Origin of the sequence: Pseudomonas sp. SG20052 (assembly GCF_031766055.1) — a bacterium.
GTDB lineage: Bacteria > Pseudomonadota > Gammaproteobacteria > Pseudomonadales > Pseudomonadaceae > Aquipseudomonas > Aquipseudomonas mandelii.
Window position 1 is genome coordinate 6462386 of record NZ_CP134498.1, and the last position, 15556, is coordinate 6477941.

A 15556-nucleotide genomic window follows, 5' to 3' on the forward strand; every position below is an offset into this window, starting at 1 on the left:
CCGGGCGCAACAAGCGAGGTTGGCGCGATTTGCATGCTCATTGGCCGGGATCGCAGCCATGGATCGATTGTCCGGTTTTGGAGGCCGGAACAGACTTGTTCCATCAGCGCCGCCACGGCGTTCCCCACGAGGAAAGCACCATGAGCAGCATCATTGCCGGTATCAAAATCCCCGACAGCGCGTTGGCCAAGGCCACCACCGAATACATTCGCGACGCCGAGTCCGATTTGCTTTACCACCATTCGCGCCGGGTGTTTCTGTTCGGCGCCTTGAGCGGTGAGCGCAAGCAGTTGGCCTACGATCCAGAGATGCTCTACGTCGGCGCCATGTTCCATGACCTGGGCCTGGTGGAAGGTCATCGCACGGACAACGAGCGCTTCGAAGTCGATAGCGCCAACGCCGCCAAAGCGTTCCTCAAGCCGTATGGGTTGTCGGATGGCGATATCGAGCAGGTGTGGCTTTCGATTGCCCTGCACACCACGCCGGGCGTACCGCAACACTTGCGGCCTAACGTGGCATTGGTCACGGCCGGTGTGGAAATGGATGTGCTGGGTATCGATTACGCCGCGTTTCCCACCGTGCAGCGTGAGGAAGTGGTGCATGCGCACCCACGGGGCGAGGGGTTCAAGGAATGCATCCTGTGCGCGTTCGCCAATGGCTTCAAACACAAGCCGGACACTACGTTCGGCACGGTGAACGCAGATGTGCTGGTGGACAGCGAGCCGGGGTTCAAGCCGATGAACTTCGTCGAGATCATCCGCAAGTCTCCCTGGATGTCCTAAAACAACTGTGGGAGATTCTATGGTTGAGGGGAAACCCTCAACTGACCTTTGACTGATATTCGCTTTGCCCTTTCAGCAAGGCGAATGCCACCCGCGCAAGCTTGCGAGCCAGCATCACCAGCGCCTCAGTAGTGCTGAAGCCCCGGGCTCTTTGGGCTTCGTAAAACCCTTTCCAGGCTTTCGTACGGCTAGCCGACATCGCTGCATTGTGCAGAAGCCGGCGGGCCTCGGGGTCACCGCGCTTGGTCAAACTGCGGCGACCGTCCTTCTGTCCTGATTTAGACACCCGTAAATCCATGCCCAGGAAGGCGATAAACGCATCCGCGTTTCTAAAATCCCCGCGCTGAAATGCAGTTATCAAGCGAGCCCCAGTCAAAAATCCAATGCCTTCAACTTTCAGGCAACGTTTCAGTTGACCGAGTAAACCGGCTTCTTTGAGCTGATCGTTGATCGTCTTTTCGATCAGCGTTTCAAGCTGCTGCATGGACTTCACTTGTTCTGCAAAAGCCGCTTTCAGCAGCGGCTCATTCGACCAACTCTGCACCAGGCCAACCCTAGCCTGGACCAAGGCAGCCCGGCGGCGGAAGAGGCTCAGGAGCTGGCGGTACAGCGGTGATGGAGGGGTCCAGGGGCGCAACTCCTCGGCTTCGTTCTTCAGGTAACGGGCCAGCAACTTGGCGTCCAGCGCGTCGGTTTTGGCGCGGATCTTCACGCCTTCGCGATAATGTTTGAGTTCATAGCCTCCCACCATGTAAATCGCACATCCGGCCTCATAGGCCAGATCAGCAAAGTCCAGGTGATAGATGTTGGTCGCCTCAATGGCAATAGCCACCGTCCCCGGCAACGTATTCAGCCACTGCTTGATGGATGTTTTAGTGTTGGGAATCTCTTTAAGCAAATCGTTATCAGCCTGATAAATCACCAGTTCATTCTTGGCGACATCCACGCCCACGATCGGTTTTGATAGAGAGACCGGCATTGCCATAGGATTTCCTCCGAGATAAGGTTTGAGCACTTGAAGGGCTCACCCAGAGGCGCAGGCTTGTTCCTATCGTCGGTCTAGCCAGATGCATTCTTTATCGGCGCTTGGGTGAAAGGAGGAGGGGCGAAATCTCCCACAGTCTGTACTGCGTCAACAGTCAGAATCGAGCCTTGTCCCTCCTCCTCCCTTCAAGTCCTACCATACAAGCGAGCCTGCTCGCGAATGCGGTGTGTCAGTCGACATCTCTATCAACTGACACGACCTCATCGCGAGCAGGCTCGCTCCCACACTGGATCGGGGTTGGCCACATAATCGTGGCCAACCATCAAGCCGCTTCCGGCGCCTGCTGGGCGCGACGCACGTCCGGTTGTTTCCAGGAGTCGGCCGCGCTTTCTTCGATCGCCTGCTGGATCGCACGCTTGCGCGCTTCTTCGGCACGGCGGCTGAAGAACCAGACCAGGAAGGTCATCAGCGAAACCGCCAGCAGAATCAGGCTGGCCACGGCGTTGATCTCGGGTTTAACCCCAAGGCGCACCGCCGAGAACACTTCCATCGGCAGGGTCGTGGAGCCCGGGCCCGACACGAAGCTCGCCAACACCAGGTCATCCAGGGACAGGGCGAACGACATCATGCCGCCGGCACCCAGGGATGGCGCGATCATCGGGATGGTGATCAAGAAGAACACCTTCCATGGCCGCGCACCGAGGTCCATGGCTGCCTCTTCGATGGACAGGTCCAGCTCACGCAAGCGCGCCGACACCACCACCGCCACATACGCCGCACAGAACGTGGTGTGAGCGATCCAGATGGTGACAATGCCGCGTTCCTGTGGCCAACCGATCATCTGCGCCATGGCCACGAACAGCAGCAACAGCGACAGACCGGTGATCACTTCGGGCATCACCAGCGGCGCGGTGACCAGGCCGCCGAACAGCGTGCGACCCTTGAAGTGGGTGATACGGGTCAGCACAAATGCCGCCAACGTACCCAGTGCCACCGCCGCCACCGCCGTGTAGCAGGCGATTTCCAGCGAGCGCACCACCGAGCCCATCAATTGAGTGTTGTCCATCAAACCGACGTACCACTTGATCGACCAGCCGCCCCACACCGTCACCAGTTTCGAGGCGTTGAACGAGTAGATCACCAGGATCAGCATCGGCGCGTAGATGAACAGCAAGCCCGCGATCAGCATGAAACTCGAGAAACGGAAGCGCTTCATTCTTTACCCTCCATTTCCTTGGCCTGACTGCGGTTGAACAGAATAATCGGCACAATCAGGATCGCCAGCATCACCACCGCCAGGGCAGACGCCACCGGCCAGTCGCGGTTGTTGAAGAATTCTTGCCAGAGCACTTTACCGATCATCAGAGTTTCCGGACCGCCGAGCAGTTCCGGGATCACAAACTCGCCCACCACCGGAATGAACACCAACATGCAGCCGGCGACGATGCCGTTCTTCGACAGCGGAATAGTGATCTTCCAGAAGCTGTTGAACGTGCTCGAACCCAGGTCCGACGCGGCTTCCAGCAGACTGTTGTCGTGCTTCACCAGGTTGGCGTAAAGCGGCAGGATCATGAACGGCAGGTACGAATAGACAATGCCGATGTACACGGCGAGGTTGGTGTTGAGGATCTGCAGCGGTTCGTTGATCCAGCCCATGGTCATCAGGAAACCGTTGAGCAGGCCGTTGTTGCTGAGGATGCCCATCCACGCATACACGCGGATCAGGATCGCCGTCCAGGTCGGCATCATGATCAGCAGCACCAGCACCGTTTGCAGCTCTTTACGGGCACTGGCGATGGCATAGGCCATCGGGTAGCCAATCAGCAGGCAGAGGACGGTGCTGATCAGCGCCATCTTCAGCGAGCCAAGGTAAGCAGCGATGTACAACTCGTCGCCGGCCAGCATCGCGTAGTTGCTCAGGTTAAGCAGCAACTGCACCTTCTGGTCGATGTAGCTGTAGATCTCGGTGTACGGAGGAATGGCTACGTCGGCTTCAGCGAAGCTGATCTTCAGGACGATCAAGAACGGCAGCATGAAGAACAGGAACAGCCAGATGAACGGAACCCCGATGACCAGCTGGCGGCCACCGGGAATTATTCGATTGAGGCGGCGTTTGAATTTGCGCATGTTCATGAGCGAAGTACCACGCCGCTGTCGTCTTCCCAGTACACGTAAACCTGGTCACCCCAGGTTGGGCGCTGGCCACGGCGCTCGGCGTTGGCGACGAACGACTGGACGATCTTGCCACTCGGCAGCTCGACGTAGAACACCGAGTGACCGCCGAGGTAGGCGATGTCGTGCACCTTGCCGCTGGACCAGTTGTATTCGCAGGTCGGCATGGTCGGGGTCACCAGCAGTTTTTCCGGACGGATCGCGTAGGTCACGGATTTGTCCTGCACCGAGGTGCTGATGCCGTGGCCCACGTAGATCTTCCGGTCGAGGTCCTTGCAGGTGATGATCGCATGACCCTCGGCGTCATCGATCACTTCGCCGTCGAAGATGTTGACGTTGCCGATGAACTCGCAGACCAGGCGGCTGGTCGGGGTTTCGTAGATGTCGATCGGGCTGCCGATCTGAGCGATCCAGCCCAGGTGCATGATCGCAATGCGCTCGGCCATGGTCATGGCCTCTTCCTGATCGTGGGTCACCATGACGCAGGTCACACCGACGCGCTCGATGATCTCGACCAGTTCCAGCTGCATCTGCGAACGTAGCTTCTTGTCCAGCGCACCCATCGGCTCGTCGAGCAGCAACAGCTTCGGCCGCTTGGCCAACGAGCGCGCCAGGGCCACACGCTGACGCTGGCCACCGGACAACTGATGCGGCTTGCGTTTGGCGTATTGGGTCATCTGCACCAGCTTGAGCATGTCTGCGACACGGGCATCGACTTCAGAGGCGGGCAGCTTGTCCTGCTTGAGGCCGAAGGCGATGTTCTGCGCCACGGTCATGTGCGGGAACAACGCGTAGGACTGGAACATCATGTTGATCGGCCGCTCGTATGGCGGCATGTCAGTGATGTCTACGCCATCGAGGTAAATGCGCCCCTCCGTGGGCCGTTCGAAGCCTGCGAGCATGCGCAGCAACGTGGATTTGCCCGATCCAGAACCGCCGAGCAAGGCGAAAATCTCGCCTTTCTTGATTTCCAGGGACACATCGTCCACGGCAATCGTCTCGTCGAACTTCTTCGTGACCCGGTCGATTTTGACCAGCACCTGTTTAGGTGTCTGGTCGCCCTCGAGGGCTTTCTTATAGGCGCCGGAGGCAACTGCCATTTACGAAACTCCCAGAAAAAAAGAGTGCAGTTCGCTCAAGGTGAGCCAACCTTGGATAGTTTGAGCCTTGTCGCTATTTACCCGACTTGACCTTGGTCCAGCTGCGGGTCATCAAACGTTGAATGTTTGGTGGTAACTCGACGGACACATAGGTCTTGTCGAGAACGGCTTGCGGTGGATAGACCGACTCGTCGGTGCGGATGGACTGTTCCATCAACTTGTCCGAGCCAGGGTTGGGGTTCGCATAGCCAACAGAATCACTGACCTGTGCGATCACCTCGGGTTTCAACAAATAGTTGATGAAGGCGTGGGCTTCTTTGACGTTGGCCGCATCCTTGGGGATTGCCAGCATGTCGAACCAGAGTGCGCCGCCCTCTTTCGGAATCGAGTAGGCGATGTTCATGCCCTTGCCGGCCTCTTCCGCGCGGGCCTTGGCCTGGAACATGTCACCGGAGAAACCGATGGCGATGCAGATGTCGCCGTTGGCGAGGTCCGCGATGTATTTGGAGGAGTGGAAGTACGTCACGTAAGGTCGCACCGCCAGCAACTTGGCTTCGGCCTTTTTGTAATCTTCGGGGTTGGTGCTGTTGGCGTTGAGGCCCATGTAGTTGAGGACGGTGGGCATCATTTCATCGGCGGAATCGAGGAACGCGACGCCGCAAGCGTGCAGCTTCTTGATGTTCTGCGGTTCGAATACCGCGCTCCAGGAGTCGATCTTGTCGACGCCCAGTACCGCCTTGATCTTGTCGACGTTATAACCGATGCCGTTGGTGCCCCACAGGTAAGGCACGGCGTACAAGTTGCCCGGATCATTTTGCTCAAGACGCTTGAGCAGTACCGGATCGAGGTTGGCATAGTTAGACAGCTTCGACTTGTCGAGCTTCTGGAAGGCGCCCGCCTTGATCTGTTTGCCCAGGAAGTGGTTGGACGGCACGACCACGTCGTAACCGGTGCGCCCGGCCAGCAACTTGCCTTCCAGGGTTTCGTTGGAATCGAAGACGTCATAACCCGGTTTGATGCCGGTCTCTTTCTGGAAGTCGGCCAGCGTCGTCGGGCCGATGTAGTCCGACCAGTTATAAATATGCACAGTGCCAGCGGCCTGGACACTGACAGCGAGTGTCAGCCCGGCGCCGACCAGCATGGAATTGCGCAACAAAGAAAAAATAGGCAAGTGGAGGTCCTCTAAAATTAGTTGGGCCCAAGTTGCCCCGCGTTACATGACAGGCATGGCTGCCCAGCAACAAAACCGGCGCGCAACTTACCCTCGAAAAACCGTTCCAGCAAAACTTTCTGTCATTTAATTACACCTGTTGCCGTCACCGCGCAGGCGACGGCAACAGGTTGTTGCCTCAAAACGGCTTATTTACCCGATTTGATCTTGGTCCAGCTGCGCGTCATGATCCGCTGGGTCGCGGCCGGCAAGTCGGCAATCGCGTACAACTTGGCCAGCACTTCTGCCGGCGGGTAGATGCCCGGGTCGGCGGTGATTTCTTTATCAACCAAGGCGGTGGCGGCCGCGTTACCGTTCGGGAAGCGCACGGCGTTGGTGATTTCAGCCATGATTTCCGGCTTCTGCAGGAAGGTCATGAACTTGTAGGCGCCTTCGACGTTTTCGGCATCTTTAGGGATGGCGACCATGTCGTAGAAGCTACCGGCACCTTCTTTCGGAATGTTGTAGCTGACTTTCACCTTGTCACCGGCTTCAGCCGCGCGGGACTTGGCCTGGTAGATGTCACCCGAGTAACCCACGGCCACGCAGATGTTGCCGTTGGCCAGGTCGGAGATGTACTTGGACGAGTGGAAGTAGCCCACCGAAGGACGAATCTTCAGGAACAGCGCTTCGGCTTCGGCCAGTTGTTTTTTGTCCTGGCTGTCGGTTGGATAGCCCAGGTAGTGCAACGCCACCGGAATCATCTCGGTTGGCGAATCGAGGAAACTGATACCGCACGACTTCAACTTGGCGGCGTTTTCAGGTTTGAACAGCAGGTCCCAGGAATTGGTTGGCGCATCGGCACCCAGGGCAGCCTTGACCTTCTCGGCGTTGAAGCCAATGCCGATCGAACCCCACATGTACGGGAAAGCGTGTTCGTTGCCCGGGTCGCTCACCGACACAGCCTTGAGCAGGTCAGTGTTCAGGTTTTTCCAGTTAGGCAGCTTGGACTTGTCCAGCTTCTGGTAAACGCCGGCCTTGATCTGCTTGGCCAGGAAGTTGTTCGACGGTACGACAATGTCGTAACCGGACTTGCCTGCCAGCAACTTGGCTTCCAGGGTTTCGTTACTGTCGAATACGTCGTAGACAACCTTGATGCCGGACTCGGTCTCGAACTTCTTGATGGTGTCCGGCGCGATGTAGTCGGACCAGTTATAGACGTGCAACACCTTGTCGTCCGCCTGAACCGCACCCGCCATTATGCCCATCAGGGACATGGCGAGAAGTGTCTTGCCAGCAAGCTTTTTTCCTAATGCCTTCATGCGTAATGCTCCAAATTTTTTCTTTTTTGAACCACTTTGTTCAGCGGCCGAACCCGGACAACTGGAACCGCGGCTAGTCTGGCAAGATCCGAGGCGGTCTTTCAAGGAAAGGCCTCCCTTAGAACTGCTCTGAGCGAAAGTTTCATGACTCCCGCCCAGAGCCTAGCACTTAGCCCTGCAACGCACTCAGGGTCAGGTCCAGGCACTTGCGTGCCTTGGTTACCAGTTCATCGATTTCAGCCTTGGTAATCACCAGCGGCGGAGCAATGATCATGGTGTCCCCCACGGCGCGCATGATCAGGCCGTTGTCGAAGCAGAACTGGCGGCAGATCATGCCGACGCCCTTGCCTTCGTAACGCTTGCGAGTGGCCTTGTCCTGAACCAGTTCGATAGCCCCCAACAGACCGACCCCACGCACTTCCCCCACCAACGGGTGATCGTTCAGTTCCCGTAGACGCTTTTGCAAATAGGGTGCCGTTTCGGCATGAACGCGCTCGATAATTTTTTCTTCGCGCAGGATGCGGATGTTTTCCAGTGCCACCGCAGCGGCCACCGGGTGTCCGGAATAAGTGAAACCGTGGTTGAAATCACCACCTTCGTTGAGCACGGCGACCACTTCGTCACGCACGATCAGGCCACCCATCGGAATGTAGCCGGAGGTCAGGCCCTTGGCGATGGTCATCATGTCGGGCTTGAGGTCGTAGAAATCGGTACCAAACCACTCACCGGTGCGGCCGAAACCACAGATCACTTCGTCCGCCACGAACAGGATGTCGTACTTGGCGAGGATTTCCTTGATGCGCGGCCAGTAGGTGTCTGGCGGAATGATCACGCCGCCAGCGCCCTGGATCGGCTCGGCAATAAAGGCACCGACGTTGTCCACGCCGAGTTCCAGAATCTTTTCTTCCAGCTGATTGGCCGCCCACACACCGAACTCTCCCGGTGTCATGTCGCCGCCTTCGCCGAACCAGTACGGCTGAGCGATGTGGACGATGCCAGGGATCGGCAAGTCGCCTTGTTCGTGCATGTAGGTCATGCCGCCCAGGCTCGCGCCGGCCACGGTGGAACCGTGATAGCCATTCTTGCGGCTGATGATGACTTTCTTCTTCGGCTGGCCCTTGATCGCCCAATAGTGGCGGACCATCCGCAGCATGGTGTCGTTGCCTTCGGAACCGGAACCGGTGAAGAACACGTGGTTCATGCCTTGCGGTGCGATGTCGGCGATGGCCTTGGCCAGTTCCAGCACCGGCGGGTGGGCCGTCTGGAAGAACAGGTTGTAGTAAGGCAGTTCGCGCATCTGTTTGCTGGCGGCATCGGCCAGTTCATCGCGACCGTAGCCAATCGCAACGCACCACAGACCGGCCATGCCGTCGAGGATCTTGTTGCCTTCGCTGTCCCAGAGGTAAACGCCTTTGGCGCTGGTGATGATCCGCGGGCCTTTCTCTTTCAGCTGCTTGAAGTCGCTGAACGGGGCCAGGTGGTGATCGTTGCTCAGGGTTTGCCATTCACGGGTTTGCGGATTGTTGCTAGTCATACCAATCTCCAAAAAAAATCAGGTGAAAGCGCCGCCCGACAACGACGGCGCCCGGCGTATCAGACGGCGAAGAGCAGGAATTCCCGCTCCCATGAGCTGATCACGCGCTTGAAGTTTTCATGCTCGGCCCGCTTGACCGCGACGTAGCCAGTGATGAATTTCTTGCCCAGGTATTTCTCGATAGTCGCGCTGTTTTCCATGCGTTCCAGCGCGTCTTCGATGGTCAGTGGCAGGCGCAGGTTGCGGCGTTCATAGCCACGACCCACCACCGGCGCACTCGGGTTCAAGCCTTCGACCATGCCGATGTAACCGCAGAGCAGGCTCGCGGCAATCGCCAGGTACGGGTTGGCGTCGGCGCCCGGCAGGCGGTTTTCCACCCGACGGTTTTGCGGCCCGGCATCCGGAACCCGCAGGCCCACGGTACGGTTCTCTTCGCCCCACTCCACGTTCACCGGTGCCGAGGTGTCCGGCAGGAAGCGGCGGAACGAATTGACGTTGGGTGCGAACAGCGGCAACAGCTCGGGGATCAGCTTCTGCAAGCCACCGATGTGGTGCAGGAACAGCTGACTCATGGTCCCGTCTTCATTAGAGAAGACGTTCTTGCCGGTTTCGAGGTCGATGATGCTTTGGTGCAAGTGCATGGCACTGCCGGGCTCGCCGGTCATGGGTTTGGCCATGAAGGTGGCCGCCACGTCGTGCTTGAGCGCGGCTTCGCGCATGGTGCGTTTGAACACCAGGATCTGGTCGGCCAGGGACAGGGCATCGCCGTGACGGAAATTGATTTCCATCTGCGCCGTGCCGTCCTCGTGGATCAGCGTGTCGAGGTCCAGCTCCTGCAATTCGCACCAGTCGTAGACGTCCTCGAACAGCGGATCGAATTCGTTCGCGGCTTCAATGGAGAACGACTGACGACCGATTTCCGGGCGCCCGGAACGGCCGATAGGCGGTTGCAACGGGTAGTCCGGATCGTCACTGCGCTTGGTCAGGTAAAACTCCATTTCTGGCGCAACGATCGGCTGCCAGCCCTTCTCGGAATAGAGTTTGAGCACTTTCTTGAGTACGTTGCGAGGCGACAGCTCAATCGGGTTGCCCTGCTTGTCATAGGTGTCATGGATCACCTGCGCGGTGGGCTCGACGGCCCAAGGCACCAGGAACACCGCGTTCTGATCGGGGCGGCAGATCATGTCGATGTCGGCCGGGTCGAGCAGTTCGTAATAGATGTCGTCTTCGACATAGTCGCCCGTCACGGTCTGCAGCAGAACGCTCTCGGGCAGGCGCATGCCTTTTTCAGCAATGAACTTGTTGGTCGGCGAAATCTTGCCCCGGGTGATCCCGGTCAAGTCGGCGATCATGCATTCGACTTCTGTGATCTTGTGGTCTTTCAACCAATCGGTGAGCTGGTCGAGGTTGTTACTCATAAATGCCTCTTAGGCTGAGTTTCCTGACTCTTATAAGTCAGGCGTTGTTTGACGCACGGGCGTCGCGTGATACAGATTGCCACTGCAATAGCCGCGCACAAGTACCCACACGGGTAATGGCGCGGGTCAGTGAGAGCGTAGTGGAGCGTGCAGAATCATGAGCAGAAGCCGACGCGTTGGTCGGGCTGCCAGGACGAAATGGAACTATATTGGATAAAGAGGCAGTCAAGAGAATGTCGTGCAGACCGTCCAGAATATCGGACGGTGCCAGCAGGTTCGCCGGGGAAGTAAGAGTCGACGGCACGCCTTGGGCAGCGCTTGCCTTGGCGTGGACGCTACGATCGCCACTGATGTGATAAGCATACAGACCGATCTGCCTTGAGCAGATGGCGACGCCGATTAACGGCAGGCGAGACATGAAGCACCCCGGTATTATTGCTGTTATGGGTTTGAATCGAGCTTAGCCTTGTTCATTTTTTTACACAACACCCCCGTAAAAAATACAACACGGCCCGCTCAAGCTCGCGGGCGCTAAAGCGCTCAAAGGCATAAAAACGCCCCAAACTGCCTCAAAAAAGCCCTACGAGCGCTTTTTTAGGGCAAAAAAGGCCTCGCTTGACTTCGGCATGCCGTTCGGGTTGACTGAAACCCGAAGAGATCAATGATTGATATTTTTAACAACAAAGGTGTTGCATCATGTCGGTACCCCCGCGTGCCGTTCAGCTTAACGAAGCGAACGCGTTCCTTAAGGAACATCCTGAGGTTCTGTACGTTGACCTTCTGATTGCGGATATGAATGGTGTGGTGCGCGGCAAGCGCATTGAACGCACCAGTCTCCACAAGGTTTACGAGAAAGGCATCAACCTGCCGGCCTCTCTATTTGCTCTGGATATCAATGGCTCGACGGTGGAAAGCACCGGCCTGGGCCTGGACATCGGTGATGCTGACCGAATCTGCTATCCAATCCCCGACACCCTGTGCAATGAACCCTGGCAGAAGCGCCCTACTGCGCAACTGTTAATGACCATGCACGAACTCGAAGGTGAACCTTTCTTCGCGGATCCCCGTGAAGTCTTGCGTCAAGTTGTTACCAAGTTTGACGAGATGGGTTTGACCATCTGCGCCGCGTTCGAACTTGAGTTCTACCTGATCGACCAGGAGAACGTGAACGGTCGCCCACAACCTCCGCGCTCGCCGATTTCCGGCAAACGCCCGCATTCGACCCAGGTTTACCTGATCGACGACCTCGACGAATACGTCGACTGCCTCCAGGACATTCTGGAAGGTGCAAAAGAGCAAGGCATCCCTGCCGACGCGATCGTCAAGGAAAGTGCTCCGGCGCAGTTCGAAGTGAACCTGCACCACGTGGCTGACCCGATCAAGGCCTGCGACTATGCGGTCCTGCTCAAGCGTCTGATCAAGAACATCGCCTACGACCATGAGATGGACACCACCTTCATGGCCAAGCCTTATCCAGGCCAGGCGGGTAACGGTCTGCACGTTCACATCTCGATTCTTGATAAAGATGGCAAAAACATTTTTGCCAGCGAGGATCCCGAGCAGAACGCCGCACTGCGTCACGCGATCGGCGGTGTGCTCGAGACCCTACCGGCGCAGATGGCTTTCCTCTGCCCGAACGTCAACTCCTACCGTCGTTTCGGCGCACAGTTCTACGTGCCGAACTCGCCGTGCTGGGGCTTGGACAACCGTACTGTGGCGATCCGCGTACCGACCGGTTCCTCCGATGCCGTGCGCATCGAACACCGTGTGGCCGGTGCCGACGCCAACCCGTATCTGTTGATGGCTTCGGTCCTGGCAGGCGTGCATCACGGCCTGACCAACAAGATCGAGCCGGGCGCCCCCGTGGAAGGCAACTCCTACGAGCAGAACGAGCAAAGCCTGCCGAACAACCTGCGCGATGCATTGCGCGAGCTGGACGACAGCGAAGTCATGGCCAAGTACATCGATCCGAAATACATCGATATCTTCGTCGCGTGCAAAGAGAGCGAGCTGGAGGAGTTTGAACACTCCATCTCCGACCTTGAGTACAACTGGTACCTGCATACCGTGTAAGCGGTTGCAGTAAAAAACAACGCCGCCGGCTATTGAAGCCTGCGGCGTTTTTTTATGGCCAACATCAAACCTGTGGCGAGGGAGCTTGCTCCCGCTGGGTTGCGAAGCGGCCCCAAAACAGTCAATGAGGTGTGTCTGACAGAACCGTATCGCTGTTACAGGGAGTCCTTCGGCCTCCAACGGGAGCAAGCTCCCTCGCCACAGGGGATATGGAACATGTGCCCGCTCTGCGTACAATGCCCGCTGCCCCGCAGGAGGACTCCAATGACGCGCACCGCCACCGTTCGCAAACCCCGCGCCCGCAGCCAGGCCCGGATCGATTCGATACTCGATGCCGCCCGCACGCTGCTGGCGGCCGAAGGCGTGGCCAGTCTGTCGATCTACAGCGTCGCCGAGCGCGCGGAGATCCCGCCCTCCTCCGTCTACCATTTCTTCGCCAGCGTCCCGGCGCTGCTTGAAGCCTTGACGGCCGACGTCCACGCCGCCTTCCGCGCCTGCCTGCAAGCGCCCATCGACCACGAAGCCCTCAACGGCTGGCGCGACCTGTCGCGAATCGTCGAGCAGCGCATGCTCGACATCTACGACGAAGACGCTGCCGCCCGGCAACTGATCCTCGCCCAGCACGGACTCACCGAAGTCACCCAGGCCGACCGTCAGCACGACATCGAACTCGGCGACCTGATGCACAAACTCTTCGATCATCACTTCGAATTGCCGAGATTGCCGACCGATGTCGATGTGTTTGCCCTGGCGATGGAGCTCGGCGACCGCGTCTACGCCCGTTCAGTGCAGCAGCATGGGCAGATCACGCCGCGCATGGCCGAAGAAGGGATGCGGGTGTTTGATGCATACCTGGGGCTTTATCTGCCGCCGTACCTGCCGAAGCGCCCCATTTACGCCTGATTTTTGCGGTGCCTGCGATGGCTTCTTCGCGAGCAGGCTCGCTCCCACATTGGATCTTCAGCGGGCATAGCGTCTGTGTACTGCACAACTCCCTGTGGGAGCGAGCCTGCTCGCGAAGGCCGCACCGCTAAACTCACTGATTCAAACACATAAAAAACCCCGAAGGGTTCACACCCTCCGGGGTTGTCTGCACGGCATGCCCTTACAACCTGGCGATCGACACCTCGGTGGATTTCACAAACGCGATCACTTCACTGCCGACCACCAGTTCCAGCTCCTTCACTGAACGCGTGGTGATCACCGAAGTGACGATGCCGGAAGCGGTCTGTACGTCGATTTCCGACAGCACGTCGCCCAATACGATTTCCTTGATCGAGCCTTTGAACTGGTTGCGAACGTTGATGGCTTTGATAGTCATACGATTTCTCCTGAGGTCGAAATGAGCAGCAGGTGGCAAGCTACAAGTGGCAAGTAAAAGCGCCCTGCTTCTTCTTGCAGCTTGAAGCTTGCAACTCGCCGCTGCGTCTATTGCGCCCAACGCAATTGCGTGGGCAAGGGTGAAACAGCTTCCGGTTCCGGCGGTTGGCCGGGCAGCGCCAGCACGCGATTGAGCACTTCGGTTTCCAGCGCCGCCAGCCGATGGGATCCGCGCACGCGTGGGCGGGGCAATTCAACGGGCAGGTCGAGGCCGACTTCGCCCTCTTCGATCAGGATCACCCGATCGGCAATCGCCACCGCTTCGCTGACGTCGTGGGTTACCAGCAACACGGTGAAGCCGTGCGTCTGCCAGAGCCGTTCGATCAACTGCTGCATTTCAATTCGGGTCAGGGCGTCCAGCGCACCCAGGGGTTCGTCGAGCAACAGCAAGCGCGGTTGATGGATCAGCGCGCGGGCCAGGGCCACCCGTTGTTTCTGGCCACCGGACAATGCGGCGGGCCATTCATTGGCGCGATCCGCCAGGCCGACCGATTCCAAGGCTTCCAGCGCTTGTGGCCGCCAGTTGCCCTTGAGCCCGAGGCCGACGTTGTCGATGACCTTTTTCCACGGCAGCAGACGCGCTTCCTGGAACATCAATCGGGTGTCTTCCCGGGCATCGTTCAGCGGCGCGGAGCCGGCGAGCAATTCGCCCCCGGTGGGTTTGTCGAGACCGGCGAGCAACCGTAGCAAGGTACTTTTGCCGCAACCGCTACGACCCACCACGGCAACGAACTGACCGGCTGGAATGTGCAAATCGATCTCACGCAACACCTGCCGAGAACCAAAGGCCTTTTGCAGCTTACGCACCACCAGCGGGATTCCGCGCTGCAACCGTGGAGGTTGTTGAGCCGTCATGCCGCACCTCCTTTAACAACTTGATAGGCTGGGTGCCAGCGCAACCACACGCGCTCAAGCCCGCGGGCCGCGAGGTCGGCGAGTTTGCCGAGCACGGCGTACAGAAGAATCGCCAGCACCACCACGTCGGTCTGCAAAAACTCCCGGGCATTCATCGCCAGGTAGCCAATGCCGGCGCTCGCGGAAATGGTTTCCGCGACGATCAGCGTCAACCACATGAAGCCCAGCGCGAAGCGCACACCCACCAGAATCGAAGGCAGCGCCCCCGGCAGAATCACCTGGCGAAACAGGCTGAAACCGGACAAGCCATAACTACGCGACATTTCCACCAACGCCGGATCGACGTTGCGGATACCGTGATAAGTGTTGAGGTAAATAGGGAACAACGTGCCCAACGCCACCAGGAAAATCTTCGCCGACTCGTCGATGCCGAACCACAGGATCACCAACGGAATCAGCGCCAAGTGCGGCACGTTGCGGATCATCTGCACCGAACTGTCGAGCAGGCGTTCGCCCCACTTCGACAGACCGGTGATGAAACCCAAGGCCAGGCCGATGCCGCCGCCAATGGTGAAGCCCAGCGCAGCACGCCAGCCGCTGATTGCCAGGTGCGTCCAGATTTCGCCGCTGCGCACCAGGCTCACGCCGGCCTCAATGACCGCGATCGGCGCCGGCAGAATCCGTGTCGACAACCAGCCCGCCGACACTGACAACTGCCACACCGCGAGCAGCAACACCGGCAACGCCCAGGGCGCGAGGTTGTGGATAAGTCTCTTCATGCGCGC

At 58.4% G+C, this 15556-nt stretch carries 15 protein-coding genes; 3 read left to right on the forward strand and 12 right to left on the reverse strand.

Annotated elements, in window-relative coordinates; translation table 11 throughout:
• Nucleotides 1–140: 140 nt before the first annotated feature.
• Nucleotides 141–782 carry an HD domain-containing protein gene (locus RHP74_RS29740; protein ID WP_077747187.1) on the forward strand — a complete coding sequence of 214 codons (642 nt, stop codon included), beginning with the start codon at nt 141–143 and terminating at the stop codon, nt 780–782.
• 37 nt (nt 783–819) lie between these two features.
• On the opposite strand, the gene RHP74_RS29745 is transcribed toward RHP74_RS29740, so the two are convergent.
• From RHP74_RS29745 to RHP74_RS29785, 9 genes are all read right to left on the reverse strand, one after another.
• Nucleotides 820–1767, reverse strand: coding sequence for an IS110 family transposase (locus tag RHP74_RS29745; RefSeq protein ID WP_042932411.1), 948 nt, complete (start codon nt 1765–1767; stop codon nt 820–822).
• Nucleotides 1768–2089: 322 nt separating this feature from the next.
• Nucleotides 2090–2983: an ABC transporter permease subunit gene (locus RHP74_RS29750; protein WP_010466694.1), complete on the reverse strand. Its 894-nt coding sequence runs from the start codon at nt 2981–2983 to the stop codon at nt 2090–2092.
• The gene (locus RHP74_RS29755) at nt 2980–3861 is read right to left on the reverse strand and encodes an ABC transporter permease subunit (RefSeq protein WP_178113220.1); all 882 of its coding nucleotides are present in this window, start codon (nt 3859–3861) and stop codon (nt 2980–2982) included. Before RHP74_RS29755 ends, RHP74_RS29750 begins: the two co-directional genes overlap by 4 nt.
• Nucleotides 3862–3896: 35 nt before the next feature.
• Complete coding sequence (locus RHP74_RS29760) at nt 3897–5039, reverse strand: ABC transporter ATP-binding protein (protein WP_010466690.1); 1143 nt, start codon at nt 5037–5039, stop codon at nt 3897–3899.
• Between the two features lie 73 nt (nt 5040–5112).
• Complete coding sequence (locus RHP74_RS29765) at nt 5113–6210, reverse strand: polyamine ABC transporter substrate-binding protein (RefSeq protein WP_311096850.1); 1098 nt, start codon at nt 6208–6210, stop codon at nt 5113–5115.
• Between the two features lie 188 nt (nt 6211–6398).
• Nucleotides 6399–7511 carry a polyamine ABC transporter substrate-binding protein gene (locus RHP74_RS29770; protein WP_010466686.1) on the reverse strand — a complete coding sequence of 371 codons (1113 nt, stop codon included), beginning with the start codon at nt 7509–7511 and terminating at the stop codon, nt 6399–6401.
• 169 nt (nt 7512–7680) lie between these two features.
• Entirely contained in the window at nt 7681–9045 is a 1365-nt protein-coding gene (locus RHP74_RS29775; RefSeq protein WP_311096851.1) for an aspartate aminotransferase family protein, read from the reverse strand.
• A gap of 59 nt (nt 9046–9104) precedes the next feature.
• Nucleotides 9105–10463, reverse strand: a complete 1359-nt coding sequence (locus RHP74_RS29780) for a glutamine synthetase family protein (protein ID WP_010466683.1) — start codon at nt 10461–10463, stop codon at nt 9105–9107.
• A gap of 37 nt (nt 10464–10500) precedes the next feature.
• A complete protein-coding gene (locus RHP74_RS29785; protein ID WP_311096852.1) occupies nt 10501–10881 on the reverse strand; it encodes a gamma-glutamyl-gamma-aminobutyrate hydrolase family protein in 381 nt (126 codons plus the stop codon).
• 278 nt (nt 10882–11159) lie between these two features.
• Here RHP74_RS29785 and RHP74_RS29790 point away from each other — a divergent pair, with 278 nt between their 5' ends.
• Both RHP74_RS29790 and RHP74_RS29795 read left to right on the forward strand, forming a co-directional pair.
• Nucleotides 11160–12536, forward strand: a complete 1377-nt coding sequence (locus RHP74_RS29790) for a glutamine synthetase family protein (RefSeq protein ID WP_010466681.1) — start codon at nt 11160–11162, stop codon at nt 12534–12536.
• 264 nt (nt 12537–12800) lie between these two features.
• Complete coding sequence (locus RHP74_RS29795) at nt 12801–13439, forward strand: TetR/AcrR family transcriptional regulator (RefSeq protein ID WP_145306647.1); 639 nt, start codon at nt 12801–12803, stop codon at nt 13437–13439.
• 202 nt (nt 13440–13641) lie between these two features.
• Here the strand turns inward: RHP74_RS29795 and RHP74_RS29800 are convergent, their stop codons facing one another.
• From RHP74_RS29800 to ssuC, 3 genes are all read right to left on the reverse strand, one after another.
• Nucleotides 13642–13857, reverse strand: a complete 216-nt coding sequence (locus RHP74_RS29800; RefSeq protein ID WP_311096853.1) for a TOBE domain-containing protein — start codon at nt 13855–13857, stop codon at nt 13642–13644.
• A gap of 107 nt (nt 13858–13964) precedes the next feature.
• A complete protein-coding gene (gene ssuB / locus RHP74_RS29805) occupies nt 13965–14771 on the reverse strand; it encodes an aliphatic sulfonates ABC transporter ATP-binding protein (RefSeq protein ID WP_311096854.1) in 807 nt (268 codons plus the stop codon).
• Nucleotides 14768–15550: an aliphatic sulfonate ABC transporter permease SsuC gene (gene ssuC, locus RHP74_RS29810; RefSeq protein ID WP_145306644.1), complete on the reverse strand. Its 783-nt coding sequence runs from the start codon at nt 15548–15550 to the stop codon at nt 14768–14770. Before ssuC ends, ssuB begins: the two co-directional genes overlap by 4 nt.
• Between the last annotated feature and the right edge of the window lie 6 nt (nt 15551–15556).